The 26,101-nt window shown below is 56.1% G+C and carries 22 protein-coding genes; 11 read left to right on the top strand and 11 right to left on the bottom strand.

All coding sequences use genetic code 11. The features are described from left to right. Positions 1–78: 78 nt before the first annotated feature. Positions 79–978 carry a LysR family transcriptional regulator gene (locus KGP22_RS13905; RefSeq protein WP_111966038.1) on the top strand — a complete coding sequence of 300 codons (900 nt, stop codon included), beginning with the start codon at positions 79–81 and terminating at the stop codon, positions 976–978. Here the strand turns inward: KGP22_RS13905 and KGP22_RS13900 are convergent. From KGP22_RS13900 to KGP22_RS13890, 3 genes are all read right to left on the bottom strand, one after another. Then, positions 953–1,741 carry a substrate-binding domain-containing protein gene (locus KGP22_RS13900; RefSeq protein WP_111966037.1) on the bottom strand — a complete coding sequence of 263 codons (789 nt, stop codon included), beginning with the start codon at positions 1,739–1,741 and terminating at the stop codon, positions 953–955. The genes KGP22_RS13905 and KGP22_RS13900 overlap by 26 nt on opposite strands. Beyond that, the gene (locus tag KGP22_RS13895) at positions 1,738–3,051 is read right to left on the bottom strand and encodes an MFS transporter (RefSeq protein WP_223579578.1); all 1,314 of its coding nucleotides are present in this window, start codon (positions 3,049–3,051) and stop codon (positions 1,738–1,740) included. Before KGP22_RS13895 ends, KGP22_RS13900 begins: the two co-directional genes overlap by 4 nt. Positions 3,052–3,332: 281 nt before the next feature. Beyond that, entirely contained in the window at positions 3,333–4,631 is a 1,299-nt protein-coding gene (locus KGP22_RS13890; RefSeq protein WP_223579575.1) for a serine hydrolase, read from the bottom strand. Between the two features lie 106 nt (positions 4,632–4,737). Between KGP22_RS13890 and KGP22_RS13885 the strand changes: the two genes are divergently transcribed. Further along, entirely contained in the window at positions 4,738–5,631 is an 894-nt protein-coding gene (locus tag KGP22_RS13885; RefSeq protein ID WP_223579572.1) for a LysR family transcriptional regulator, read from the top strand. On the opposite strand, the gene fumA is transcribed toward KGP22_RS13885, so the two are convergent. Both fumA and KGP22_RS13875 read right to left on the bottom strand, forming a co-directional pair. Beyond that, entirely contained in the window at positions 5,620–7,269 is a 1,650-nt protein-coding gene (gene fumA, locus KGP22_RS13880; protein ID WP_223579569.1) for a class I fumarate hydratase FumA, read from the bottom strand. The two genes, KGP22_RS13885 and fumA, sit on opposite strands and share 12 nt — an antisense overlap. A 56-nt stretch (positions 7,270–7,325) precedes the next feature. Beyond that, positions 7,326–8,834, bottom strand: coding sequence for an anion permease (locus KGP22_RS13875; RefSeq protein WP_023325580.1), 1,509 nt, complete (start codon positions 8,832–8,834; stop codon positions 7,326–7,328). A gap of 609 nt (positions 8,835–9,443) precedes the next feature. On the opposite strand from KGP22_RS13875, the gene KGP22_RS13870 reads away from it, so the two are divergent. Both KGP22_RS13870 and KGP22_RS13865 read left to right on the top strand, forming a co-directional pair. Continuing rightward, positions 9,444–12,224, top strand: coding sequence for a flavocytochrome c (locus tag KGP22_RS13870; protein WP_223579567.1), 2,781 nt, complete (start codon positions 9,444–9,446; stop codon positions 12,222–12,224). Positions 12,225–12,319: 95 nt separating this feature from the next. Next, positions 12,320–13,282, top strand: coding sequence for an FAD:protein FMN transferase (locus KGP22_RS13865; protein WP_223579565.1), 963 nt, complete (start codon positions 12,320–12,322; stop codon positions 13,280–13,282). Here the strand turns inward: KGP22_RS13865 and dcuR are convergent. Together dcuR and KGP22_RS13855 are read right to left on the bottom strand one after the other, a co-directional pair. Next, positions 13,263–13,982, bottom strand: coding sequence for a two-component system response regulator DcuR (dcuR, locus tag KGP22_RS13860; protein ID WP_127731534.1), 720 nt, complete (start codon positions 13,980–13,982; stop codon positions 13,263–13,265). The two genes, KGP22_RS13865 and dcuR, sit on opposite strands and share 20 nt — an antisense overlap. Next, on the bottom strand, positions 13,979–15,595 hold the full coding sequence (locus KGP22_RS13855) for a sensor histidine kinase (RefSeq protein ID WP_223579563.1): 1,617 nt from the start codon (positions 15,593–15,595) through the stop codon (positions 13,979–13,981). The genes dcuR and KGP22_RS13855 overlap by 4 nt, the downstream gene beginning before the upstream one ends. 164 nt (positions 15,596–15,759) lie before the next feature. On the opposite strand from KGP22_RS13855, the gene KGP22_RS13850 reads away from it, so the two are divergent. Then, positions 15,760–16,623 (top strand): N-acetylmuramic acid 6-phosphate etherase, encoded by an 864-nt coding sequence (locus KGP22_RS13850; protein ID WP_223579560.1) that lies wholly within the window; start codon positions 15,760–15,762, stop codon positions 16,621–16,623. Positions 16,624–16,676: 53 nt separating this feature from the next. Here the strand turns inward: KGP22_RS13850 and ompC are convergent, their stop codons facing one another. After that, positions 16,677–17,783 (bottom strand): porin OmpC, encoded by a 1,107-nt coding sequence (gene ompC / locus KGP22_RS13845; RefSeq protein ID WP_223579557.1) that lies wholly within the window; start codon positions 17,781–17,783, stop codon positions 16,677–16,679. A 284-nt stretch (positions 17,784–18,067) separates the two neighbouring features. Here ompC and KGP22_RS13840 point away from each other — a divergent pair, with 284 nt between their 5' ends. From KGP22_RS13840 to KGP22_RS13830, 3 genes are all read left to right on the top strand, one after another. After that, positions 18,068–18,769, top strand: a complete 702-nt coding sequence (locus KGP22_RS13840) for a phosphohydrolase (RefSeq protein WP_223579554.1) — start codon at positions 18,068–18,070, stop codon at positions 18,767–18,769. Between the two features lie 61 nt (positions 18,770–18,830). Then, a complete protein-coding gene (locus KGP22_RS13835; protein WP_149366552.1) occupies positions 18,831–20,246 on the top strand; it encodes a DNA cytosine methyltransferase in 1,416 nt (471 codons plus the stop codon). After that, positions 20,227–20,754, top strand: coding sequence for a very short patch repair endonuclease (locus tag KGP22_RS13830; RefSeq protein WP_223579552.1), 528 nt, complete (start codon positions 20,227–20,229; stop codon positions 20,752–20,754). The genes KGP22_RS13835 and KGP22_RS13830 overlap by 20 nt, the downstream gene beginning before the upstream one ends. Here KGP22_RS13830 and yedA read toward each other — a convergent pair. Then, complete coding sequence (yedA, locus tag KGP22_RS13825; protein WP_115875733.1) at positions 20,726–21,640, bottom strand: drug/metabolite exporter YedA; 915 nt, start codon at positions 21,638–21,640, stop codon at positions 20,726–20,728. The genes KGP22_RS13830 and yedA overlap by 29 nt on opposite strands. Positions 21,641–21,818: 178 nt before the next feature. Between yedA and KGP22_RS13820 the strand changes: the two genes are divergently transcribed. The 3 genes from KGP22_RS13820 (at position 21,819) to dgcQ (ending at position 24,765) form a co-directional block, all read left to right on the top strand. Continuing rightward, positions 21,819–22,730 (top strand): DUF808 domain-containing protein, encoded by a 912-nt coding sequence (locus KGP22_RS13820; protein ID WP_008500306.1) that lies wholly within the window; start codon positions 21,819–21,821, stop codon positions 22,728–22,730. A gap of 78 nt (positions 22,731–22,808) precedes the next feature. Next, the gene (locus KGP22_RS13815; RefSeq protein WP_008500307.1) at positions 22,809–22,991 is read left to right on the top strand and encodes a DUF2158 domain-containing protein; all 183 of its coding nucleotides are present in this window, start codon (positions 22,809–22,811) and stop codon (positions 22,989–22,991) included. Between the two features lie 73 nt (positions 22,992–23,064). Continuing rightward, positions 23,065–24,765, top strand: a complete 1,701-nt coding sequence (dgcQ, locus tag KGP22_RS13810; RefSeq protein ID WP_149366554.1) for a cellulose biosynthesis regulator diguanylate cyclase DgcQ — start codon at positions 23,065–23,067, stop codon at positions 24,763–24,765. Here dgcQ and KGP22_RS13805 read toward each other — a convergent pair. Together KGP22_RS13805 and yodD are read right to left on the bottom strand one after the other, a co-directional pair. Further along, positions 24,750–25,550 carry a mannosyl-3-phosphoglycerate phosphatase-related protein gene (locus KGP22_RS13805; RefSeq protein WP_223579549.1) on the bottom strand — a complete coding sequence of 267 codons (801 nt, stop codon included), beginning with the start codon at positions 25,548–25,550 and terminating at the stop codon, positions 24,750–24,752. The genes dgcQ and KGP22_RS13805 overlap by 16 nt on opposite strands. Before the next feature lie 301 nt (positions 25,551–25,851). After that, positions 25,852–26,079, bottom strand: coding sequence for a YodD family peroxide/acid resistance protein (yodD, locus tag KGP22_RS13800; protein ID WP_008500310.1), 228 nt, complete (start codon positions 26,077–26,079; stop codon positions 25,852–25,854). Between the last annotated feature and the right edge of the window lie 22 nt (positions 26,080–26,101).

Genomic DNA, 26,101 nt, shown 5'->3' with positions numbered 1-26,101 from the left:
GTACAGGTTGCGGTGGTTCAGTAAGACGCTATTATTTTTGACTTTGTTGCGTATTCCCTGACAGGACATCCAGACGCTATGCCCGTGAATTTTGACCTTAACGATCTTTATGCTTTCAGAGCGTTAGTGGAATACGGTAACTTCCGTGTCGCTGCTGAATCTATCTGCTTATCCCAGTCGGCCCTGAGCCGCAGGATTGAAAAGCTGGAAGCCGCGCTGGGAAACCGGCTGTTCGATCGTACCACCCGCCGCGTGGCCTTAACGTTATACGGGCAAAACTTTGCCGAGCGCTCCGCGCAGCTGCTCGACAACGTTGAGTCAATGCTGGCGGATGTCGATAAAGCCAGCGAAGAGCGGACGGGGCTGATCACGGTTGCCACGGTACCTTCCGCCGCCTGTTACTTTATGCCTGATGTGATCCGTCGCTTTCAGTCTCGCTATCCGCGCGTGCGCATTAAGCTCATCGACAGCAGCGCGGGGAATGTGATTGACGCCGTGGCCCGAAGCCAGGCGGATTTTGGTATCTGCTTCGCAGGAAACCTGCCGTCTGAAATCGAATTTTTCCCGCTGGTGGAGGATGTCTACGTCGCGGCGTGCAGAAAGGATCATCCGCTGGCGCAGAAGAGTCACCTGACGTGGCAGGCATTTTATCAGCAGGATTATATCTCTCTCGATAAAACGTCAGGTAACCGCAATCTGCTCGATCGGATGCTGGGGGATATCGTTCCCGAGCGGCCCAGCGTCTGCGAAACACGTCACGTTACCACGATGCTCGGTATGGTTGAGGCGGGGATCGGCATCGCTGCCGTTCCCGCCATGTCGATGCCGACCTCAGAGCACACGCTGCTGACGCATCTGCCGCTGGTGGCGCCGGAGGTCAAACGCACCGTAGGGCTTATCCGGCGCCGGGGGCGCATCCAGTCTTATATCGCGGCTGAACTGGAAAAGCAGATCACCGAGCAGTATCGCCGGACGTAACGGGGATCATCCCCGTCTTCTCGATGACGGCGCGTGAGGGCGGTGAGGCGAGATAGGTCAGCAGCGCTTTCCCCTCGTCAGGATGTTCAGCGTGACGGGTGACCGCACCCGCGAAGCGCGTGATGTACTGCAGATTATCCGGGATTTTACCGATAAAGGTGACGCCCTGAACGGGCAGCAGCTCGCTAACCTGCTGGAAGCCCACGGCGTATTTTCCTTTCGCCACTTCAGAGGCGACCGGGATACGCTCGACCATTGTCGCTTTACCCGCCACTTCTTTTTCAATCCCCAGCTTTTTGAACAACGTCTGGCTGACGTACCTGCCGCTGGCGCTGTCAGAGTAGGCGATGGAGCTGGCCTGCAGCAGCGTTTCACGCAGTTTCGCATCGCTGCTGATATCAGGGACATCCGCACCTTTTTTCACCACCATGCCAACGGGAGAGTCCGCGAGTTCAGTTCGCGAACCCGGCTGGGTCTGGCTGGCTTTTTCGAGTTTCTCCAGCGCATCGCCCACCATAATCACCACGTCGGCCTTCTCGCCGCGCGCCAGACGGTTTGGGATCGCCTGCGGCGTAGCGCCCATTGAGGGGCCGGGGATGATCACGATTTTATCCCCGGTCTGGCGTTCATATTCCGGAGCCAGTTTTTCAAGGGCGGCTTTGAAGCCGCCTGAGATCATGACCTTTACGTCCTGGGCAAAGGCATTGACGCTCAGGAACATCAGCACCAGCGCGCTGGCGGTATAGCGATAAGTGCGTTTCATACTGCCCCCTGTGACTTGACGGTGTTTTGCAGCGATACCGCACGGCGGCGGTAGAGGTAGAGCGTGGCCAGCAGGGCACACACCGCAGCGAAGCTCATCCAGTAGCCCGGCGAGGCTTTGTCACCGGTGTATTCAATCAGCGCGGTGGACATTACCGGGGTAAAGCCGCCAAAGACCGCCGTTGCCAGGCTGTAAGCCAGCGAGAAGCCCGCCACGCGCACTTCGGCAGGCATGATCTCCGTGAGGGCCGGGATCATCGCGCCGTTATACAGGCCGTAGAGGAAGGAGAGCCACAGCAGCACGCTCAGCATCATGGAGAAGCTGGGCGCGTTCGCCAGCAGCGTCAGGGCCGGGTAGCTGGTCGCCAGCGCCAGCAGGGTCATGGCAATCAGCACCGGCTTGCGGCCAAAACGGTCCGACAGGGCACCGCCCACCGGCAGCCAGATGAAGTTAGAGATCGCCACCAGCAGCGTGACCAGCAGGCTGTCTGACGCGCTGAGCATCAGCACTTTTTTACCAAAGGTGGGAGCGTAGACGGTGATCAGGTAGAACGCGGTGGTGGTCATCGCTACCATCAGCATGCCCGCGACCACCACCTGCCAGTTGCCAAGCAGCGTTTTAAAGACCTGACGCATCTCCAAATGCTGGCGGCGCGCGCTGAACTCTTCCGTCTCTTCCAGCTTGCGGCGCAGGAAGAAGATAAACGGCACGATTAAACAGCCGAACAGGAACGGGATGCGCCAGCCCCATTCGCGAATGGCGCTCTCCGCCATCAGGGCATTCAGCGCAAAGCCCATCGCCGCGGCGACCATAATGGCGACCTGCTGGCTGCCGGACTGCCAGCTGGTGTAAAACCCTTTGCGGCCCGGCGTGGCGATTTCAGCCAGATAGACCGAGACGCCCCCAAGCTCCGCACCGGCGGAAAAGCCCTGCAGCAGACGGCCCGTCAGCACCAGCAGCGGCGCCCACAGGCCGATGCTTTGATAAGAGGGGATAAGCACGATCAGAAACGTCCCCGCCGCCATGATGGAGAGCGTGACGATCAGTCCCTTTCTGCGCCCCACCTTGTCGATATAGGCGCCAAGCACGATGGCCCCGATGGGACGCATCAAAAAGCCCGCGCCGAAGACGGCGAAGGTCATCATCAGCGACGCAAATTCACTGCTCGCCGGGAAGAACGTGTGGGCGATATATGTGGCATAGAAGCCGAACAGAAAGAAATCGAACTGCTCAAGAAAGTTGCCGGACGTCACGCGAAGTATGGCGCCCGCTTTCGAGCGTACGGTTGCAGGTGAGGTTGAGGAAAACATGGTTATCTCCAGTTTTATTGTTGACGTTTTACGCGTCTGTTTCTGAAAACTGGATCAGGATGAGGAATTAGATAAGCGCAAATGCCGCATCGACTGATGCATTTCTTGCATGAATATAATCCGACGAATAAATACAATTAATGGCAACAATAACTTAACAAACGGTTGGCTTTTTATTCACCAATATTCTGTAAGTCTCTGATATTGCGATTTTGTGATGTGGCGCAGAGGCGCGTTTCAGAATGAGCCGGGTAACCGCTTCATTACCCGGCGGATGCAATTTAGCGCAGCGCCCTGGCAATCGCGCTAAACATCAGAGAGGCTTCCAGCGGCTGGGCACTGAAGGACGGTTCCGCCTGCGGCCAGGTAGACCACTGGACGATGACCAGATTTTCCTTTGGGTTCACCACGATCATCTGCCCGAAAATGCCCAGCGCCCAGAGCGAACGTTTCAGCGAATCCTGTGCCGTCGGCTCTACGCCCGTGGCGTTGGCGGGCACTTCATTGTTCCACCACTGATAGCCGTACAGCCCCTCGGGATGGGCGTCTGACACCGAGCCTTTGGCCTTCGTCCAGTCTGACGACTGCCTGATCCAGTTTTCCGGCAGTATGGTCTTACCGTTCGGTAACGTACCGTTGTTCAGGATAAATTGCCCAAAGCGTCCCCAGTCCTCCAGCGTGGCGTTAAAGCCGTGCGCGCCGACGTCGTGCTGGCCTTTGCTGTAGGCATGCCACACGCCGTCGCTCGCCATGCCGTAAGGCTGCCAGATGCTTTTCTCCAGATAGGCTGCGAGCGTCATGCCGGTGGCCCGCTCCAGCACGTCACCCAGCAGCCAGGCACCGCCCGAAGAGTAAGACCAGTTCTCTCCGGCCGGATGCGCTCTGCGCAGCCCCTTCACCAGCTTGCGCACGCAGTCATAGGTACCCGGCTTCGCCTCGCACTCGGTGAGCTGCGCAAAGTCGGAGTGGGGGTTGGTGTAATCCTCGTTCCAGGCCACGCCGGACGTATGGGTGATCAGCTGTCTGAGCGTCACGCCGTCCCACGCGGTGCCTTTCAGATCGGGTTCATACCGCGTGATCCGATCGTCAAGCGAGTGGATCTTTCCCTCTTTGAGGGCTACGCCCACCAGCGCCGATACCACCGATTTCCCAACCGAGCGCGAGGTCCAGAGCGTCGAGTCGGTATTGCCCTCTCCAAGATACTTCCAGGCGATTTTGCCGTCCTTCAGCACCAGCATGCCGCTGACGTTCTGCCGCTGGAGGTAGTCCTTAAGGCCGTAGCGCCTGCCGTTAACCTGATAGTGTGCGTCCGTGAGCGGCTTGTCCGACATTTCCAGCGGCACGGCGCTACCGTGGCGGAAAACATCCCCGGGGTAGTTGCGGTAGTCATTGCGAAAGCCCACCACGCGATCGGCCTGACTCCAGGTGAGCATCTTATGGGTGTCAGGCAGCGTGGTGTCGAAGGGGGCAGGGCAAGCGCTGAGGTCGGTGCCTTTACAGGCGGCCACTGCCGCAGGGGAGATCAGGGTGCTGAAGATGAGGCCCGCCAGCAGGGCATGGTTTACTTTTCTGTTTTTCATATCCGTCTCTTACAGGTTAGGAACGGCTTCAGTTTAAAAACCCCGGGGCTATAATAAAAAACGCGTAGCGGGGGAAAATCCCCCTAAAAAACAGAGGGAGCGTAGCGTGGCGGGACTGATTTACTCTTTTGCACAGCTCGAGGCATTTACCGCCGTGGCCGAGAACGGGAGCCTGAGTAAAGCCGCGGTGGCGCTGAAGAAGGACCGAACGACGCTTCGCGATCTGGTTGATTTTCTTGAGGATGGGTTAGGCTACGCGCTGTTTATTCGCGACGGCCGCACCCTGCGGCTCACGCCCGAAGGGGAACAGCTTCAGCGCCAGGCGCACCTCCTGATGCGGCAGGTAAAAGCCTTTGAGGCGTTTGCCAGAGAGGTGCCGCACGGTGCCACGCAGGACCTGACGCTGGTCTACGATCCTTTTACGCCCAGAACCTTTCTGCATGGGGTGATTGCTGAAATGGCGGTGCGAAAAATCCGCCTGAGCCTTATCTGCGCCTCGCGGGATGAATCGGAACGGCTGCTGGCGAATAACGACGCGGATCTGGCCATCTGCCAGGCACGCAACCGCAGCGTGGGCAACGATATGGAGTGGCGTGCCCTGGGTGCCATCGAGATGGATTTTTATGCCGCCAGCGGGCTGTTTGCGGACAGTGCTTCCCCTCTGTCGCTGCTCGATCTCTCCCTGGTACCTCAGGTCATCATGCACCCCGCCTCGGACGAGCCGGTGGCGCGCCGCCTGCAGATTTCCGGGCATACCCTCTTTACCAATGAACCGGAGATGCTGCGCGGTCTGCTGGAGCGCGGCTGCGGCTGGGGATTCTTACCGACGCATTTTCACGCCGGTCAGTGGCAAAACGTAAAAAGGCTGCACACCGAAGTGGGCAGCCAGGGAATTGGTCAGACGATGGTCACCATCTGGAAGCCGGGGAGCGACAAGCGCAGCACAATCGCTGAAACGCTGTCGCTCTTGCCGGACGTATGGAAGCACTCAGCGCTGTGAACAGCCTTTACACTGCTGGTTCTGGATCTGCTGGAAGAAATCGTTGCCTTTGTCATCCACCAGGATAAACGCCGGGAAGTTTTCCACTTCTATCTTCCAGATAGCTTCCATGCCCAGCTCCGGATACGCGACACATTCCAGGCTCTTAATGCTGTTTTGCGCCAGCACCGCCGCCGGGCCGCCAATGCTGCCCAGGTAGAAGCCGCCGTGCTTATGGCAGGCGTCGGTTACCTGCTGGCTGCGGTTGCCTTTTGCCAGCATGATCATGCTCGCGCCGTGAGACTGCAGTAAGTCCACATACGAATCCATGCGTCCCGCCGTGGTTGGGCCAAGTGAGCCAGACGCGTAGCCTTCCGGAGTTTTGGCCGGGCCCGCGTAGTAGATCGGGTGATCTTTGACGTACTGCGGCAGTTCTTCACCGTTGTCGAGCAGCTCTTTCAGTTTCGCGTGGGCGATATCGCGCGCCACGATGATGGTCCCATTTAGCGACAGGCGGGTAGAGACTGGGTGCGCGGAAAGCTGCGCCAGGATCTCATTCATCGGCTTGTTCAGGTTGATGCTGACCACGTCGCCTTCGCCCTGCTGGCGCAGTGACTTCGGAATGTACTGGCCCGGGTTGTGCTCCAGCTTCTCAATCCAGATCCCGTCGCGGTTGATTTTCGCTTTGATGTTGCGGTCCGCGGAGCAGGAGACGCCCATGCCAATCGGGCAGGACGCGCCGTGGCGCGGCAGGCGGATCACGCGGATGTCGTGGGCGAAGTATTTACCGCCAAACTGCGCGCCCAGGCCGAGGTTCTGTGCTTCCTGTAGCAGCTCCTGTTCGAGCTGAACGTCGCGGAAAGCCTGGCCGTGTTCGTTACCTTCCGTCGGCAGGGCGTCGTAGTAGCGCGTGGAGGCCAGCTTCACGGTTTTCAGCGTGCTTTCCGCCGACGTGCCGCCAATCACGAATGCGATATGGTACGGCGGGCAGGCAGCGGTACCGAGAGTGCGCATCTTCTCAACCAGGTAGTTTTTCAGCTTTGCCGGGGTGATCAGCGCTTTGGTTTCCTGGTAGAGATAGGTTTTGTTGGCAGAACCGCCGCCTTTTGCCATGCACAGGAATTTGTATTCGTCGCCGTCCACGCTGTAGAGGTCAATCTGCGCGGGCAGGTTGGTGCCGGTATTCACCTCTTTATACATGTCCAGCGCAGCGTTCTGGGAGTAGCGCAGGTTGTCTTCAATGTAGGTGTTGTAAACCCCCTGGCTCAGCGCCGCTTCGTCACCGCCGCCGGTCCAGACGCGCTGGCCTTTTTTACCCATGATAATGGCCGTGCCGGTATCCTGGCAGGTCGGCAGCACGCCTTTGGCCGCGATCTCAGAGTTACGCAGGAACTGCAGGGCAACGTATTTGTCGTTCTGGCTGGCTTCCGGGTCGTTGAGAATGGCGGCAACCTGCTTCTGATGGGAAGGACGCAGCATAAATGCGGCGTCGTGGAAGGCCTGCTGCGCCAGCAGGGTCAGGGCTTCCGGCTCCACCTTCAGGATTTCCTGGCCTTCGAACTCGGCAACGGAGACGTGCTCTTTGGTCAGCAGGTAGTATTCGGTGTCGTCATGCGAAAGAGGGAAGGGGTTCTGGTAGATAAACGGTTTGTTTGACATAGCGTATTGCTCCACAAAAAATAAAACCGCCGGAGGAGAAGTCCGGCGGTCAGGAATCAGAACATCATGGACATCCACGGATAGCCAATCAGCAGGAGGGCCGCCAGGAAGATGGCACCGAAGATGGTGCCGAGGCGCCAGTAGTCTTTGGTTGGCAGGTAGCCGCTACCGTAGTAGATCGGGCTTGGGCCAGTACCGTACGGGGTGATGATCCCCATCACACCCAGCGAGGTCACCATCAGCAGAACAAACACTTCCATATTCATGCCCGGGATGGTGGAAGCGATGGTCAACATCGCTGGCAGCAGCGCCGTAGTGTGCGCGGTGGTGCTGGCAAACAGGTAGTGCAGCAGGTAGAACGCCAGCAGCAGGACGATGGTCGCCACGCCCGGAGAGATACCGCTCATCAGCAGACCGCCTTCTTTACCCAGCCAGCTGATAAAGCCGGTAGAGGAGAGACCATCCGCCAGCGCCACCAGGGTGGCGAACCAGACGAAGGTGTTCCACGCGGCTTTGTTACCGGTGATGTCGTTCCACTCCAGCACGCCGGTCCACAGCATCAGGCCGACGATGAGCAGGGCAGCCATAGCCGGTTCAATCCACGCAGCGGCGAAGATCCACATCAGCAGCGCGCAGCACACGAACACCAGCAGCAGAATTTCATTGCGGGACAGTTTGCCGAGTTTTTCCAGTTCGCGGGTCGCCCACAGCGGCACTTCGTTGTTGACCTTCACTTCAGGCGGGTAGAACCAGTAGGCCAGCAGCGGCATGGTCAGAATCAGCAGAATACCCAGCGGCAGGAAGGCGAGGAACCAGGTGCCCCAGGAGATATCAATCCCAACCGTACTTTTCACCAGCGCCAGGGCCAGCAGGTTTGGCGCGAGGGCGGAGAGGAACATTGAACTTGTGATACAGGCCGCGGTGATCGCCACCCACATCAGGTACGAACCAATCTTACGCGCGCTTGGGTCATTAGGTTTTGAACCGTACAGCGGCGGCAGGTTAGCGATGATCGGGTAGATGGTCCCGCCGCTGCGCGCGGTGTTGGACGGGGTGAACGGTGCCAGCAGCAGGTCAGCAAACGTAATTGCGTAACCGAGCGTCAGGCTGCGACGGCCGAGGTATTTCACCAGAATCAGCGCCAGACGGCGGCCGAAGCGGGTTTTGTCATAGCCTGCGGCGAACATAAAGGCACCGAAAATCAGCCAGACGGTAGAGTTACCAAACCCGCTTACCGCCCATTTAAAGGAGGCGCCAGCCAGCTTGAATTTAGGATCGGCCAGCTGTTCAGGGCTAAACAGCACCCACTGGCTGCACAGGGCAATGGCGACCACGCCGGTCAGACCGATCACCGCACCTGGCAGGGGTTCGAAGATCAAACCGACGATCACGCCGACAAAGATTGCGAAGTAGTGCCACGCGTAAGGAGGCAGGCCTTCCGGTACCGGAACAAACAGCAGCAGTACGGCGACGATGACGGGCAGTGCCATCATCAGCAGACGTTTTGCGTTTCCATTTGATGCCTGGTTCGCCACAGGGGGCGTTACAGCAGTTTTTGTATTCATAGTTTCACGTCTTAAGTTGTCAAAGATTCGGTCGTACTGAAAAACAAAATCACTTTCTTAAGTTTCTTTGCTTTCTTTAGTTATTAAAGGTGCGGTTTTGTATTTTCAGTAATAGCAATTTAACGCTTTTGTAGAGGCGCCAAATTAAAAATTGATGATGTTTTTATATTGCGCCTTTGGATGCCATAACTATTGATCGCGATCAAAAAAACAGAATTGCAGCGTTATTTTTATGCTTTTATTAATAACCACTCAGGCGTATGTGGGTATTACCTGTTTTATTGGTTTGTTTTATCATTTTTGTAACATCTATGCCTTCTTTGTTTTTTTATCTTATTGTTTTTTATTGTTTTTCATGTGATACGGAAATTGGTTTTACCAATTTTTATTTAACGAATTTTAAATTATTGTGAATGACTAAATTACATTCGCTAACACCAATGTGTTATTTGTGTTATTGCAGGGATTAAATAGTTTATTAACTAACGTAATAACTTTAGAAACTAAAAAAATCATTATATTAATATCATGACATCGGCAAATAACGACGAACTAAAAAATCACTCCGATAACGAATTCTTAATTTTTTAAAAGTTTGGAGTTTCTATTATGAGCACTAACGAACGCATTCTTAGCCCCTTCACATTACCGAATGGCACTGAACTGAAAAACCGTTTGTTAATGGCCCCTATGACCACCTGTACCGGCTATTACGACGGCACCGTTACCAGCGAACTGGTGGAGTACTATCGTGCTCGTTCCGGCAGCATCGGCACCATCATTGTGGAGTGTTGCTTCGTTGACGATCTCGGCCTCGCCTTCCCGGGTGCGATCGGGATTGATAATGACGAGAAAATTGCCGGGCTGGCGAAAATCGCGGAGGCGATTAAATCCAAAGGGTCAAAGGCCCTGCTGCAGATCTACCACGGCGGCCGCATGGTTGACCCGAAACTGATCGGTGGCCGTACGCCGGTTGGCCCGAGCGCTGTTGCCGCGCCGCGTGAGGGCGCAGCAACGCCAGTGGCGCTGACTGGCGAAGAAGTCGAAGGCATGATCGGCAAGTTTGGTGAAGCGGTGCGCCGCGCGATCCAGGCCGGCTTCGACGGCGTGGAAATCCACGGGGCGAACACCTATCTGATTCAGCAGTTCTATTCGCCAAACTCTAACCAGCGTGACGACGAGTGGGGCGGCAGCCGCGATAACCGCGCGAAGTTCCCGCTGGCGGTTCTGGATATCACCCACAAAATGGTGCGCCAGTACGCGGACGACGCCTTTATTATTGGCTACCGCTTCTCTCCTGAAGAGCTTGAAGTGCCGGGCATTCGCTTTGAAGACACCATGTACCTGCTGGAAAAACTGGCGGCTCGCGGCGTGGACTACCTCCACTTCTCCGTCGGCGCGACCCTGCGTCCTTCCATTGTTGACACCCAGGACCCGACGCCGCTTATCGAAAAATACTGCGCGATGCGTTCTGAAACGCTGGCTCAGGTACCGGTGATGGGCGTGGGCGGCGTGGTGAATGCCGCCGATGCCAATGAAGCGCTGGACCACGGTTACGACCTGATTGCCGTTGGCCGTGCCACCATCGCTTACCCGGACTGGACCGACCGCATCGCGGCCGGGGAAAACCTGGAGCTGTTTATGGACAGCACCCAGCGCGAGGCGCTGAACATTCCTGAACCGCTGTGGCGCTTCTCGCTGGTGGAAGCGATGATCCGCGACATGAGCATGGGCGAATCAAAATTCAAACCGGGTACCTTTGCTGAGAAAGTGCAGGATGACGCTAACGAACTGGTGATTAACGTCAGCCTGGAAACCGATCGCATTGCGGACATCGAGCTGGCCTCCGGCCCGAGCGAAGACGTTGAGTTCGTCACCAGCTTTGAAGAGATCCGTACCCGCATTCTGGATGCTAATACTCCGCACGTGGATGCCATCACCGGCGCAACCAGCCAGAGTGAAGCGGTGAAGAAAGCGGTCTCTAAAGCGATGCTGAAATCCAGCAAAGCGCTGGCAGCGGAAGAGGGCGTTGACCCGAACGAAACCCGCAGTGTGGACGTGGTGGTTGTCGGCAGCGGCGGCGCCGGTCTGGCTGCGGCGATTCAGGCTCACGACGAAGGCGCGAGCGTGCTGATCGTCGAGAAAATGCCAACCATCGGTGGGAACACCATTAAAGCCTCTGCCGGTATGAACGCCGCCGAAACCCGCTTCCAGCGCGTGAGGGGCATTCAGGACAGCAAAGAGCTGTTCTACCAGGAAAGCCTGAAAGGCGGCGGCAACAAGAACAACCCGGAACTGCTGCGCCGCTTCGTCGAGAACGCGCCGCAGGCTATTGAGTGGCTGGCAACGCGCGGCATCATGCTGAACGACATCACCACCACCGGCGGGATGAGCATCGACCGTACTCACCGTCCAAAAGACGGTTCTGCGGTGGGCGGTTACCTGATTAGCGGCCTGGTGCGTAACGTCAACAAACGCAACATCGAGGTAATGCTGGATACCTCCGTCAGCGACATTATCTTCGAAAACGGTGAAGTCACCGGCGTGCGCCTGACCACCGAAGAGAATGAAAACGTCACCGTAGCAGCGAAAAGCGTGATTGTCGCCACAGGCGGCTTCAGCGCCAACAGCCAGATGGTCGTGAAATACCGTCCGGATCTGGAAGGTTTCGTCACCACCAACCACAAAGGGGCGACCGGTGGCGGTATCGCGCTGCTGGAGCGCATCGGGGCTGGCACTGTCGATATGGGCGAGATTCAAATTCACCCAACCGTAGAGCAGAAAACCTCGTACCTGATTTCCGAATCCATCCGCGGGGGCGGGGCGATTCTGGTCAATCAGAAAGGGGAACGCTTCTACAACGAAATGTCGACCCGCGATAAAGTCTCGGCTGCAATCATCGCGCTGCCGGAGAAATACGCTTACATCGTCTTTGACGAGCACGTACGCGCCAAAAACAAAGCCGCTGATGAGTACATTGCCAAAGGCTTCGTGACCAGCGCCAGCTCGCCAAAAGCTCTGGCGGAAGCGCTCGGTATGGATCACCACGCTTTCCTGGCGACCCTGGAACGTTACAACGGTTTCGTTGAAAAACAGCACGATGATGACTTTGGTCGTACCACCGCGCTGCGTGCGCCAATCAATGAAGGGCCATTCTACGCCATTCAGATTGCGCCGGGCGTGCACCACACCATGGGCGGCGTGACCATCAACACCGAAACCTGCGTGCTGGACAGCAACCATAACGTGCTGCCGGGCGCGTTTGCGGCCGGTGAAGTGGTCGGCGGGATCCACGGTGCTAACCGTATCGGCGGTAACGCGGTGGCAGATATCATTATTTTTGGTACCCTTGCAGGACATCAGGCGGCTCTGCGTTCGAAAAAGATGTGAGGCACCTGCTTCCCGGGCCGGATACGCGCAGCGCTATCCGGCATTTTCCCCGGCGGCGCGGTGCCAGCCGGGGGCTACAGCTGAGGACTCCTGCCATGCCTGATAGCCATCGCGTTTACAGTTACTCCGCCGTTCTGATGGGCTCGCCCATCCTCCTGAAGCTCTTCTCCCATGACGAAGCCCTCGCGTCCCGCGTGTTTCGCCTGATCAAACAGTATGAAGACCTGCTTACCGTCAACCGCGCGCACTCGCAGGTGATGGACATCAACCATGCGGCGGGCCAGCATCCGGTCACCGTCAGTCGGCCGGTGTTTGATCTGATCCGCTGTGCAAAAGCGGCAAGCCTGCTCAAAGACAGCGCCTTTAACCTGGCGATCGGTCCGCTGGTGAAGCGCTGGAAAATTGGCTTTCAGGGGGACAGCGTTCCGCCTGCCGATGAAATCGCCTCGCTGCTGGCGATTACCCGTCCCGAGGATGTTCTCCTTGATGAGGCCAGCAGCAGCGTGTTTCTGAGCCGGGCGGGGATGGAGATCGATCTGGGGGCGATTGCCAAAGGCTATATCGCCGACAGGGTGCGGGATTACCTGCATAAAGAGGGCGCGGAGCTGGGGCTGATTAACCTCGGCGGTAACATTCAGACGTTAGGCTCGCCGGAAGGGGGCTGGAGCGTCGGGCTGAAAAAACCGTTCGCCGGCGACGCGCTGATCGGCACTATGAACGTAGAGAACCTGTCGGTCGTCACGTCGGGAACGTACGAGCGCTATTTTGAACAAGAAGGCAAACGCTATCACCACATTCTCGATCCGCGCACCGGTTACCCGCTCGATAACGAACTGGAGAGCGTGACCATCATTTCAAAAGATTCCATCGACGGCGATATCTGGACCACGCTGATGTACGGCATGGGCGTGGAGAAGGGCCGCGCTGCGCTGCGCGCGCGTCCCGACATAGAAGCGATCTTTGTGACCAAAACAAAAGAAGTGGTGTTCTCTTCAGCACACCACTTCCGCTTTACCCTGCTGGATGATACCTACCGCGTTACTGGCAGTATTGTTTGAGCAGGCCCGTCTGCTCCGGCTGGAGGCGGTAGCGATACACCGGACGCCCGGTGGCGCCGTAGTGAATGCTGGTGAACAGAATGTTGATTTGGGCGAGCCAAATCAGGTATTTGCGACAGGACACGCGGGAGATATTGACCGCATTTGCCAGGTCATCGGTAGAAAACTCCGTCTCCGGATGAGCGTCAATCCACTGGCAAATCGTGCGCAGCGTTTGCGGCGTTAATCCCTTCGGCAGCTTTTTGCTGTCCGCCAGTTCCGGTGCCCCGCCGTGGATCAGCCGGTCGACGTCGGCCTGCTCGTAATACTGGTGCGAACCCATCAGGCTATGCTTTGCCTTCCAGCCGTTCAGCGCCTCTTCAAAGCGCGGGAACTGGAAAGGCTTGATCAAATAATCCACCACGCCGTAGTGAATGGAGGTCTGGATCGTGGCGGCGTCGGCGGCCGAGGTGATCATGATCACGTCGATTGGGCGGCCGGATGCGCGAATGACGGGCAGCAGATCCAGCCCGTTATCCTGCTGCATATAGACATCCAGCAGCACCAGATCGACAGGATGGCTGGGGTCATTAATGATGGCCTCGGCCTGGTTTAGCGTGGAGGCGACGCCACTGCAGGTAAAGCCTTCAACACGGTTGACGTACAGACGGTTGAGGTCGGCCACCATGGCGTCATCATCGACAATTAACACATTTATCACGCGATTTTCCTCTCGCTATCCCAGGGGATGTGAACAAAAAATTGGGTAAATACGCCGGGCTCAGACTCGACGGAGATATCGCCGCCGAGGTTCTGAATCTGCTGGCGAGCAAGGAACAGCCCAACGCCGCGGTTTTCACCTTTTGTTGAGAAGCCCTTTGTAAAAATAGACTCCAGCTGAGTGGGATCAATGCCGGGGCCATCGTCGCTGACTTCACAGCTGAGCCAGCCATTCTGATAATGCAGCAGCAGGCCGATCTCGCCCTCCTGCTGTCCTTCCATCGCGTCGAGCGCGTTTTCAATGAGGTTGCCCAGCGCGGTGATCAGCACCGCGACCTGCTCTTCACTTGCTGTATCCGGTATCTGGCTTTCATCCGCCAGCGTCAGGGTGACGCCCGCTTCTTTCGCCCGGTTGATTTTACCCAGCAGGAACCCGGCAACCACCGGGGATTTTACCTTGCTCTGTATCGTACCGATATCCGTCTGGTAATGATGTGCCGTCTGGAGAATGTACTCTTCCAGCTTGTCGTAGCGCTTAATATTCAGCAGGCCGAGTATCACATGCAGTTTATTCATAAACTCGTGGGTGTGGGCGCGCAGGGCATCGACGTAGTTAACCATGCCGTCCAGACGCTGCATCAGCTGGCTGACTTCCGTTTTATCACGGAAGGTGGTGATGGCGCCGATCACCCGATCCTGACTTTTCACGGGGACCATGTTGCACAGCAATAGCCTACCGTTGCAGCTGATCTCCTGATCCTGGCGTGCGACGCCCGTCTTCGAGACGTCACGCAGGCTGGCCAGCAGGGGCGCGCTGGCGTTTTCGGTCTGCTTACCGGAGGGGAGAAGCAATATTTCTCTGGCGGTCTGGTTGATCATCGTCACGCGCCCGTGAATATCGACGGCCAGAACCCCTTCGCGAAGCGACTGCAGCATTGCCTGACGCTGTTCGAACAGGGCGGAAATTTCGTAAGGTTCGAGCCCGAACAGGATGCGTTTAAGTACCCGCACCAGACCCCAAATCGCCATCGAACTCATAAAAATACTGAATAAAATGGTCCAGACGGCGTTTAGCCGCCCGCGGGCAATCTGCTCTTCAACCTTATTCAGGGAGATACCGACCACTACCACGCCTATCTGCTCGTGCTGGCCGTCGTAGACGGGCGTAAAAACGCGCAGCGCTTCGGCGAGCGCGCCCCGGTTAACCGATACGTTCTCTTTGCCTTCCAGCGCAGGGGTTAAATCATCGCCGATAAAATGCAGCCCCAGCAGCGCCTCGTTCGGGTGTGAATAGCGGATCCCGCGCATATCGGTGACCACGGTGAACAGCAGATCGTTTCGCTTCGTCACCGCCTGGGCGATGGGCTGAATAATATTCTCCTGCGGTGCCTGCATCAGGCCGCGCTGTATCTCGGGGCTGTCGGCGAGGGTGCGGGCAATGCCGAGCGCAGTGTCTTTAACATCATCGCGGGTCGCCCGAGTGATTTGTACGGAGTAGAGCGCAAAGACCACCAGCAGCACAGAGGCAATAATCGCGCACACCATCAGCGTGACCAGCGTATTGAGTTTCATGGGGCGCTTGCGCGTCGGAAGGAAAGGCTGCAAATCGCTCATCAACACTCCGCGATGATTAAGAAAGGGGTAATTATCGCCGATGACGCGCTTTTCTTAAAGCCATGTAAAGGCGTGGATTTGGTCCTCTTTTCGTGACCCTCCTCGCAGGTCATCTATATAAAACACTTTATAGTGTATGGGTACTCATAATAAGGAGGCTGTTTATGAGCGTTATGCTTACCGGTTCGGTCAGGGAAAGACGGCACGCCAGCACGATGAATATTGATAGATTGTCCACGCTGGACATGCTGAAAGTCATTCACCAGGATGATGAACTCATTTCTGCTGCCATTACCCCCTGTTTAGATACTATTGCACGCGTGGTGGACAACGCCGCCGCGGCGCTCAGCCACGGTGGTCGCCTGGTCATCGTTGGCGCGGGGCCGTCTGGGCGCGTTGCGCAACAGGTTACCGATGAGTATGCGCCGGGCAAAACCCCGGTGATTGCCGTTACGGCACAGGAAGGGGAAGGGAGCTACGAGCGCGGCGTTGCCGATCTGCAGGCCATTAAGTTTGGTGAACACGATATGATGCTGGCCGTGACCGTCAGCGGAAAAACGCCGTGGGTCTGGGGGGCAATGCGCCATGCATGGTCGCTGGGTTCGCCGGTGGCCATCATTACCGGCGATGCGCAAAGTGAAGCCGCGCATCTGGCGAGCATGGTTATCGCTCCGGAGCTGGGTGCGGATGTTGTCGCAGGCTATATCAACACCAAAGCGGGGATCGCGCAGAAAATGATCCTCTCAATGATCGCCACCGGGCTGGCCGTTCGGACCGGACGGGTTTATAGCAACCTGCGCGTGGATCTTGAGGCAAGCAACACCAAATGGGCCGAACGCCAAATCGCCATCGTGATGGAAGCGGGGGGATGCTCCCGGGCTGAAGCAAAAGCCGCGCTGGAGAGCTGTAACCATCACTGTAAAACGGCGGTATTGATGGTGCTCACAGGGCTGGATGCGTGGAAGGCCCATGAACTGCTGGCGCATAATAACGGGTTTATTCGGGTGGCGCTGCAGGAAGCGCCATAATAAAAATGAAGAAATAAAAAAGGCCGCAATTGCGGCCTTTGGTATTTTGGGGATTAGAACTGATAAACAAGACCGACTGCTAAGATGTCATCGGTGCTGATGCCATTCGCGTTGTAGAAATTGTCATCTTCATCCAGCAGGTTGATTTTGTAGTCAACATAGGTGGACATATTTTTGTTGAAATAATAGGTCGCACCCACGTCAGCATATTTCACCAGATCTTTATCACTTCCGTAGAAGGAATTCAGATCCTTACCTTTAGACATCAGGAAAGAGACCGCAGGGCGCAGGCCGAAATCAAACTGATACTGCGCTGTCACTTCAAAGTTCTGAGTTTTATTAGCAACGCCGAAGTCACCGTAAGGCGTCATATTGCGGGTTTCTGCATACATGGTTGCCAGATAGATATCGTTGGCATCGTATTTCAAGCCAACAGTCCAGACGTCAGCCTTGTCACCACCGGCTGTTGTTTTGGTAACCTGGTCGTTGGTACGGTCAGATGAAGCATATGCCGCGGCGGCGTTGAATCCCATACCGAAATCGTAGGAGGTTGAAATACCCCAACCGTCTCCGTTTTCTTTGCGGATATCACGGCCATTGTTGGTACCTTCCTGATCGTTAGAGGCGCTTTCGTTATTGCCTTGATACTGAATAGCGAAATCCAGGCCCTGAGCCAGGCCAAAGAAATCATTATTACGGTAGGTTGCAACACCGTTTGTACGGCCGGTCATAAAGTTATCGGTATAGGTATAGGAATCTCCGCCGAACTCAGGCAGCATATCGGTCCAGCCTTCAACATCGTAAACCACGCCGTAGTTACGACCGTAGTCGAATGAACCGTATTCACCAAATTTCAGACCAGCGAAGCCAAGGCGTGTCCATGACTGATTGCCTGATTTCTCAGTTTTGTTAGCCTTAATATTATATTCCCACTGGCCATAGCCGCTAAGCAGGTCGTTGATCTGCGTTTCGCCTTTGAAGCCCAGACGAACGTAGCTTACGTCGCCATCTGAACCCGTGTCGTCAGAGAAATAATGCAGACCATCTACTTTACCGTACAGGTCGAGTTTATTGCCATTGCTGTTGTAAATTTCAGCCGCGTTTACTAAGCCTGCCATTAATAACGCGGGTGCAAGAATTGCCAAAACTTTTCTTTTCATTATATATTCCCTTAAAGGATAAATTATATGAATATATGTAACCACCCTCCGTGGTTACTGGGTTGATACTATTTCAATAGATGTAATTTAGTTTCAGAAATAAGTGTAATTAAATTATTTGTAATATTTCCAAATGTTTCTATAAGTCTCTTTATTTTTCTCGTGAATTAATTCATTGAATTTATATGGTGTAATTATTATTAAGTATTTCGTGGTTCTATTTTTAGATTGGTTTAATTCGGCTGTGTTATAATTCATCCTCTTTTAAACAACAGGACATGACGATGGAACTTGCCCGGTGGCAGCAACGATTTGAGCACTGGCTCGAGGAGAATCACAGCACCGACGATACCGCACATGATATTTCGCATTTTCGTCGGGTCTGGATGACGGCGCAAAAAATCATGGTTCACCACATGGTCGAGCCGCTGGTGATTCTGGCCGCATGCTATTTTCACGATATTGTCAGCCTGCCGAAAAACCATCCTGAACGCAGCCAGTCGTCACGGCTCGCGGCGCTTAAGACGAGCGACATTCTGCGCCGCGACTTCCCTGACTTTCCGCCAGAGCATATTGCCGCCGTCGGGCACGCGATTGAGGCGCACAGCTTCAGCGCCGGAATTGCGCCGCAGAGCATGGAGGCCAAAATTGTGCAGGATGCAGACCGGCTGGAAGCGTTAGGCGCTATCGGCCTGGCGCGCGTTTTTGCCGTTTCGGGCGCGCTTGGCGTGCCGCTTTTTGATGCCAACGATCCCTTCGCCGATGCGCGTCCCCTCGACGACCGTGCGTTTGCCCTCGACCATTTTCAGACCAAGCTGCTGCGATTGCCTGATACAATGCAAACGGACATGGGCCGCGAACTGGCACGTCACAATGCCGATTTCCTGATCCAGTTTATGGCGAAACTCAGCGCCGAATTACACGGCGACTGCCTCGGGCTGGATAGCCAGGTGCTGGGCCGTTTCCGTCGCAGTTTGCGCAACTGAACTGTGGTAATCTGTTCCCAGTCTTTATTCTCCGGTTAAAAGAATGCAGGAAAATCGATCAGTGACAGAGCCCGCGCCCGCGCAGGCTGAGAAATCAACGGCAACGGTGCAGGCCTTACTGCGCCAGCTGTTGGATATCTATGATGCTAAAACGCTGGCCAGTTTGCTGATGGCGCACGGCGAGAGCCACTGGAGCCCGGCGATCCTTAAACGCCTGCTGACCAGCGAGCGAGCAGGGCGTCGCCTGAGTGAAGGCGAGTATCGTTATCTGCAAAATCTGCTTCCGCGTCCTTCTGCCGCGCACCCGAACTATGCCTTCCGCTTTATCGATCTTTTTGCCGGTATCGGCGGCATCCGGCACGGTTTTGAAGCCATCGGCGGACAGTGCGTGTTTACCAGCGAGTGGAACAAACATGCCGTACGAACCTACAAAGCTAACTGGTACTGCGATCCGAACGAGCATCATTTCAACGCGGATATCCGCGATGTGACCCTGAGCCATAAAAGCGGCGTGAGCGATGAACAGGCCGCCGAGCACATTCGTCAGACGATCCCGGCGCATGACGTGCTGCTGGCAGGCTTCCCTTGTCAGCCCTTCTCGCTGGCGGGTGTCTCCAAAAAGAATGCCCTTGGACGCGCCCACGGTTTCGCCTGCGATACGCAGGGAACGCTTTTTTTTGATGTGGCGCGCATCATTGACGCTCGCCGCCCGCCCATCTTTGTGCTGGAAAACGTCAAAAACTTAAAAAGCCACGACGGCGGGAAAACCTTCCGCATTATCATGCAAACCCTGGATGAGCTGGGTTATGACGTGGCCGATTCACAGGACATGGGGGCGGACGATCCTAAAATTATTGATGGGAAACATTTCCTGCCCCAGCATCGCGAACGTATCGTGCTGGTGGGCTTCCGACGCGATCTCAATCTGAAAGGCGATTTTACCCTGCGGGATATTCCCTCTCTGTATCCCGAGCGGCGTCCCACCGTGGCCGACCTGCTGGAACCGGTCGTCGACGCGAAATTTATCCTGACTCCGGTGCTATGGAAATACCTCTACCGCTATGCCAAGAAGCACCAGGCGAAAGGCAACGGCTTCGGCTTTGGGATGGTAAACCCTAACGATCCGCACAGCGTCACCCGCACGCTGTCTGCTCGCTACTACAAAGACGGCGCGGAAATCCTGATCGACAGAGGCTGGGACAAAGCGCTGGGTGAAAAAGATTTCGACGACCCGCACAACCAGCGTCACCGTCCGCGACGCTTAACGCCGCGGGAATGTGCCCGGTTGATGGGTTTTGAAACGCCGCAAGGCTACGGTTTCCGCATTCCGGTTTCGGATACCCAGGCGTACCGGCAGTTTGGTAACTCGGTGGTGGTGCCCGCGTTTGCGGCGGTCGCAAAGCTGCTGGCCTCGCGCATCAGACAGGCGGTGGCGCTCCGCCAGAGTGAGGCCGTCAATGACGGACGTTCACGATAAGGCGACGCGCAGCAAAAACATGCGTGCCATCGGCACGCGTGACACCGCGATTGAAAAGCGCCTGGCCGCGCTGCTGACGCAGGCGGGGTTTGACTTCCGCGTCCAGGATGCCGCCCTGGCGGGGTTTGACTTCCGCGTCCAGGATGCCGCCCTGGCGGGGCGTCCCGATTTCGTCATCGACGCCTGGCAGTGCATCATCTTTACTCACGGCTGTTTCTGGCACCATCACGACTGCTACCTGTTTAAAGTCCCCGCGACGCGCACCGATTTCTGGCTGGATAAGATTGCTAAAAACGTCGAGCGCGACGAGCGGGACCTCTCGACGCTTATTGAGCAAGGCTGGCGGGTGCTGATTGTCTGGGAGTGTGCGCTGAGAGGCAGATTAAAGCTGAATGATACCGATCTGACCGAACGGCTTGAAGAGTGGATCTGCGGCGGCGGCCAGACCGCGCAGATCGACACGCAGGGCATTCACCTGCTTACGGTTTCTCCGCCTCGCAAGGCGTGACTACCGGTTTTGCCGGCAGCAAATATTTGCCCAGCGTGACCAGCACGACGGCAAACACAATGATCCCTAATGCAATCCATTCCACTGGCGAGAGCGTTTCTCCCCCCAGACCTGTCCCGAGCAGCACGGCCACGACCGGGTTAACGTAGGCGTAGCTGGTGGCGACAGCCGGAGAGACATTGCGGATCAGGAACATATAGGCGTTAATGGCGATGATAGAGCCGAACAGCGCCAGGTAGCCTACCGCCAGCAAGCCCGACAGCGGCGGCAGGGTTGTCAGCTTTTCTCCCGTAAGCATGGAGGCGAGCAGCAGTACAATCCCGGCGGCAAGCATCTCGATTGCGCCCGCCATCATGCCGGTAGGCAGTTCGATACGCGAACCGTACACGGAACCAAACGCCCAGCTCATCGAGCCAATCAGGATGATGACTGCACCCCACGGATTCCCGCTCAGGTTACCGCCGCTATTCAGCAGAATGATGCCGGCAAGGCCAATCCCAATACCCAGCCACTCCAGCTTGCGGGTGCGGATACCAAAGAGGCGGCTGAAGCACAGGGTAAACAGCGGTACGGTGGCAACGACCACGGCGGCGATCCCGGACGGTACGTTCTGGTGCTCGGCAATCGTCACAAATCCGTTCCCCACAGCCAGCAGCAGCAGGCCGATCAGGGCGGCATTCAGCATCGGACGCAGCGGGGGAAGCTTATGCCCGCGCAGCAGCAGGAAGGCAAGCAGCAGGATGCCCGCCGAGAGAAAACGAATGCCCGCCATCATCAGCGGCGGCCAGCTTTCCACGCCGATGCGAATGACAAAGTAGGTTGACCCCCAGATGATGTACAGCGAAAAGAGTGCCCCGATGAGCGGTAGCAATTGCCGGAAACGCATAATCCCTCACGACGAAATAAAAAGTTCGCTGATAGTAAACGCGAAAACTATCTCGCTGGCGAGCCCTTTAATTGTGTGGCAGATGTGAATTTTTTGTTGACGTAAGGTGCCTGTTTCCGGGTTGGCGCTTTTGCTCCATACTATTCACTTAATTACCAAAAAATGAAGGATTAAGATTTTGGCAGGAAGTAGCTTATTAACATTGCTGGATGATATTGCCACCTTACTGGACGACATTTCAGTGATGGGGAAACTGGCGGCGAAAAAAACCGCAGGCGTGCTGGGCGATGATTTATCGTTGAACGCCCAGCAGGTGAGTGGGGTAAGGGCTAACCGTGAACTGCCGGTGGTGTGGGGCGTGGCGAAAGGCTCTTTCCTGAATAAGGTGATCCTGGTGCCGCTGGCGCTGCTGATCAGCGCCTTTATCCCCTGGGCCATCACGCCGTTACTGATGATTGGTGGGGCATTTCTCTGCTTCGAGGGCGTGGAGAAGGTGCTCCACTCCTTTAGCGCGCGCAAGCAGAGCGATACGCCGGAGGTGCGCCAGCAGCGTCTTGAAGCGCTGGCCGCTCAGGATCCGAAAACCTTCGAGCGTGATAAGGTCAAAGGCGCCATTCGGACCGACTTTATCCTGTCTGCGGAAATCGTCGCGATTACGCTGGGGATTGTCTCTGACGCGCCGCTTCTGAACCAGGTGCTGATCCTCTCCGGCATTGCGATTCTGGTCACCGTGGGCGTGTACGGTCTGGTGGGACTGATCGTCAAGCTGGACGATATTGGCTACTGGCTGGAAGAAAAGTCGAGCGCGGTAGCAAGAGGCATCGGCAAAAGCCTGCTGGTGCTGGCGCCCTGGCTGATGAAGAGTTTGTCTGTGGTGGGCACGCTGGCGATGTTCCTCGTAGGCGGCGGAATTGTGGTTCACGGCATCGCGCCGCTGCACCATGCCATCGAACATTTCTCCTCCACGCAGGGGGCCGTTATCGCGGCGATTCTACCCACCCTGCTGAATCTGGTGCTGGGCTTTATCATTGGCGCTATCGTCGTTGCGGCGGTGAAGCTGGTTGAGAAAATTCGCGGCACGTCGCACTAATTGTTACCCGCGGCAGGATGCAAAAAGACCATTCCTCGTCTAAATTGAAACAGTTTCACCCTGATACAGGAGGCAGGTATGGTCTTTTTGGTCAGTGATGAAGTTAAGCCTAAAAAGGGCGGCCCACGTATGATCGTCACCGGGTATTCCAGCGGAATGGTGGAATGCCGGTGGCACGATGGCTATAGCATCAAGCGGGAAGCATTTCGTGAAGATGAGCTTCAGCCGGGTGACGGGCAGCACAAGCGGGACAAGGCTTAATCACATAACGCCCGGCTTTGCCGGGCGTTTTTATCTCTGGTACTGGGTGTTAGGTAGCGATCATGGAGTGTGTGTGCAGCGCGATACCTTTGTTGTAAGACAATCTTTTTTGCAATGGCTGCATAAGCGTAGCAATCCGGGGCGGATTGTTAATCTCTGTTTTCTGATCGTTCTGGTATTTTCCACTCTACTTACCTGGCGTGAGGTGGTGGTGCTGGAAGAGGCATACATCTCCAGCCAGCGCAATCATCTGGATACGGTGGCCAGCTCTCTGGACAGGCAGTTACAGAACAGCATCGACAGGCTGCTGTTATTTCGCCAGGGCATGCATGATGCAATCGAGACGCCGCTGGCCTTTGAAGTCTTACAGGATGCGGTGTCACGCTTCAATACCGTCCGCATGCTCTCCACCTGGCAGCTTGCCGTTGATAAAAAACGTACCCTTCCCATTAACGGGGTCTCGGACGCCTTTGTCGAAAAAACCACGCTTCTCAATCGGGACGCTGAACGCATAAGCCATGAAATTTCTGCCGCGCTCGAAGTGGGCTATTTGCTCAGACTGGCGTCGTCGAGAGCGCAAACGGAAGCGCGAGTGATCTACGTCTCCCGCGCCGGATTTTTCCTTTCCACGGATACGCCGGATCGGGCGGGTGATATTACCGCCCGCTATTATAATCTGGTCACGCAGTCCTGGTTTACCCAGCAGTCAGAACGTAACAACCGCGCCCGCGCCGTGCGCTGGTTTATCTCCACGCCTTCATCCTGGACCGGGGATGAACGAACGATCACCGCCAGCGTCCCCATCTATTTCGATCGTTACTGGTACGGCGTCGTGGCGATGGACTTTACATTGAGCACGATGCAGCGTCTGCTGGCCGATGCGACGGAAGACCGAACGGAGGGAGAGTATCAGCTGTACGATACCCGGCTAAATATGATCGCCACCTCAGCCCATGCGGGAAGCCCGGTTAACCATTTTGACGAACGCGAAGCGGCGCAGATTGCCCAGGCGATTGAGCATGATACCGGCGGCGGTATCCGCCTCGGGAGCCGGTTTATTACCTGGGAGCGGCTCGATCACTTCGATGGCGTCGTCCTGCGGATCCACACTCTGCATGAAGGGGTACAGGACGACTTCGGTAGCATCAGTATCGTACTGGCGCTGCTGTGGGCGCTCTTTACCGCCATGCTGTTGATCTCGTGGCTGGTGATCCGCCGGATGGTGAGTAACATGTATACGCTTCAGCACTCCCTCCAGTGGCAGGCCTGGCACGATCCGCTTACGCGGTTGAATAATCGCGGCGCGCTGTTCGACCGCGCAAAAATGCTGGCAGAAACCTGCCGCCAGCAGTCGCTGCCGTTCTCGGTGATTCAGATCGATCTCGACCATTTTAAAAACATCAACGACCGGTTCGGCCATCAGGCCGGTGATAAGGTGCTCTCCCACACGGCAGGACTGATTGCCAGCGCGTTACGCAAGAATGATGTGGCAGGGCGTGTAGGCGGAGAAGAGTTTTGCGTCGTCCTGCCGGGGATTGGTCTGGAGGAGGCGAGAGGCGTCGCGGATCGCATTCGTTGCCGAATCAACAATAAGGAGATCCTGGTGAAGAAGAGCACGACCCTGCGCATCAGCGCGTCACTGGGGGTCAGCAGCGCGGATGAAGCGGGTAACTATGATTTTGAGCAGCTGCAATCCGTGGCGGACGTCCGGCTCTATGAGGCCAAGCAGAGCGGGCGTAACCGGGTCGTGTGGCGAGATCAGGACAGGAAGTGATTCAGCCCCTCCCGCCAGCCTGCCGGGCCGGGCTGTTGGGTGTGATAAACGCGGGCAGGGTTATCATCCCGTAGCGTGATGCCCTGGCGGTTAATCCCCTTGATGACCACCGCGAAGTCAACGCTGTCGAGCAGCGGCGCATCGTTAGGGCCGTCGCCGAGCCCCAGCGTGGTGGGCTCGATCTCGTCCTGCTCGCGATACTGTTCAATCAGCCAGTTCACCGCTACGTCTTTGCCGCAGCTGGCGTCCAGAATATGCCAGAACCGCGCACCCTGCAGGCATTTCAGGCCGATATTCGCCAGTTCCTCTTCAAACTGAACCATTTTCTCGTCGGTATCGCGCCAGATGAGCGTGACGGACGCTTCATGCTTGCGGGCAAGCGCCGAACGGTAGCGCGTCAGCCCGGTCCACTCGCTGATAACATGCTCATCCACATCGTCAAAGGTGGTGAATTTAGAGCCCGTCTGCAGACGAATCTGCTCGATCCGAGGACGAATATCCCGGTGAGTCATCCCTCTGGTCTGGCGCTGAACCTTATCCCAGCGCACGTCAGGCTGAATCACCGCGCCGTTCTCGGCAATAAAAGGCAAGCCTTCAAGCCCAAGATCCTGCTGGATATCCAGCATCTCTGCCGCGGTCTTGCTGCTGCAGAGAATGACCGGAATCTGATTATTCAGCAGTTTGTCCAGCCAGGGCATGGCGGGTTGCCACTCATAGGTATGAATATCCAGCAACGAGCCGTCCAGGTCAGAAAAAATCAGCAAGTTATCCCGCAGTGAAGGCATAGTGGCTCCCGGTAACGGCTGTGCCCTTATCTAAGAAAATTCCTAAAAAATAACCGAATTGTTAACAGGAGAAATGAGAGTATTCCCTGGCAAACCCGCATTCGGCGTATGTTATTGCTCATTGCGAAAAGCATTATGTTAAAAATATTATATTCATCATAAGAATATATGCTTTTCAGACAAATTCGTTGGGGATAGTGTGGCTTGTACATCAGATTTCCTGGTGTAACGAATTTTCAAGTGCTTCTTGCATAAGCAAGTTTTGATCCCGGTCATCCCCATGACCGGGATTTTTTTCGCCCTAACGATTGGCTTCAGACACGCTAAAGTCGTGAATATCGAGCTCGAAGGCCTCCGCCAGCTCACGATAGGTGTGATAATCCCTTCCGTTGACAATGACGCGGTCCGAATTGTCGTCCGACCGGCGGACTTCTGACTCACTGATCTCATTGATGGCGGCCAGCAGGGCATCGACATCCACCTCGACTTCGCGCTTGATGGTGTCGCTGTACTCTTTATCGGTCTTCATTGCGGGACTCCTCTTTCAACCT

The sequence above is a fragment of the Enterobacter sp. JBIWA005 genome (assembly GCF_019968805.1).
Classification (GTDB): Bacteria; Pseudomonadota; Gammaproteobacteria; order Enterobacterales; family Enterobacteriaceae; genus Enterobacter; species Enterobacter vonholyi.
Note: the sequence above shows the minus strand (reverse complement) of the source record. Positions and strands in the feature narration are given on the sequence as shown.

Excerpts from the sequence above, each read along its gene's own strand:
- KGP22_RS13875 (WP_023325580.1), bottom strand. The coding sequence starts at position 8,834 with ATGAATACAAAAACTGCTGTAACGCCCCCTGTGGCGAACCAGGCATCA.
- KGP22_RS13895 (WP_223579578.1), bottom strand. The coding sequence starts at position 3,051 with ATGTTTTCCTCAACCTCACCTGCAACCGTACGCTCGAAAGCGGGCGCC.
- KGP22_RS13805 (WP_223579549.1), bottom strand. The coding sequence starts at position 25,550 with ATGCCTTCACTGCGGGATAACTTGCTGATTTTTTCTGACCTGGACGGC.
- yodD (WP_008500310.1), bottom strand. The coding sequence starts at position 26,079 with ATGAAGACCGATAAAGAGTACAGCGACACCATCAAGCGCGAAGTCGAG.
- KGP22_RS13840 (WP_223579554.1), top strand. The coding sequence starts at position 18,068 with ATGGAACTTGCCCGGTGGCAGCAACGATTTGAGCACTGGCTCGAGGAG.
- KGP22_RS13905 (WP_111966038.1), top strand. The coding sequence starts at position 79 with ATGCCCGTGAATTTTGACCTTAACGATCTTTATGCTTTCAGAGCGTTA.
- yedA (WP_115875733.1), bottom strand. The coding sequence starts at position 21,640 with ATGCGTTTCCGGCAATTGCTACCGCTCATCGGGGCACTCTTTTCGCTG.
- KGP22_RS13855 (WP_223579563.1), bottom strand. The coding sequence starts at position 15,595 with ATGAGCGATTTGCAGCCTTTCCTTCCGACGCGCAAGCGCCCCATGAAA.
- KGP22_RS13890 (WP_223579575.1), bottom strand. The coding sequence starts at position 4,631 with ATGAAAAACAGAAAAGTAAACCATGCCCTGCTGGCGGGCCTCATCTTC.
- ompC (WP_223579557.1), bottom strand. The coding sequence starts at position 17,783 with ATGAAAAGAAAAGTTTTGGCAATTCTTGCACCCGCGTTATTAATGGCA.
- KGP22_RS13865 (WP_223579565.1), top strand. The coding sequence starts at position 12,320 with ATGCCTGATAGCCATCGCGTTTACAGTTACTCCGCCGTTCTGATGGGC.
- KGP22_RS13815 (WP_008500307.1), top strand. The coding sequence starts at position 22,809 with ATGGTCTTTTTGGTCAGTGATGAAGTTAAGCCTAAAAAGGGCGGCCCA.
- KGP22_RS13900 (WP_111966037.1), bottom strand. The coding sequence starts at position 1,741 with ATGAAACGCACTTATCGCTATACCGCCAGCGCGCTGGTGCTGATGTTC.
- KGP22_RS13830 (WP_223579552.1), top strand. The coding sequence starts at position 20,227 with ATGACGGACGTTCACGATAAGGCGACGCGCAGCAAAAACATGCGTGCC.
- fumA (WP_223579569.1), bottom strand. The coding sequence starts at position 7,269 with ATGTCAAACAAACCGTTTATCTACCAGAACCCCTTCCCTCTTTCGCAT.
- KGP22_RS13850 (WP_223579560.1), top strand. The coding sequence starts at position 15,760 with ATGAGCGTTATGCTTACCGGTTCGGTCAGGGAAAGACGGCACGCCAGC.
- KGP22_RS13870 (WP_223579567.1), top strand. The coding sequence starts at position 9,444 with ATGAGCACTAACGAACGCATTCTTAGCCCCTTCACATTACCGAATGGC.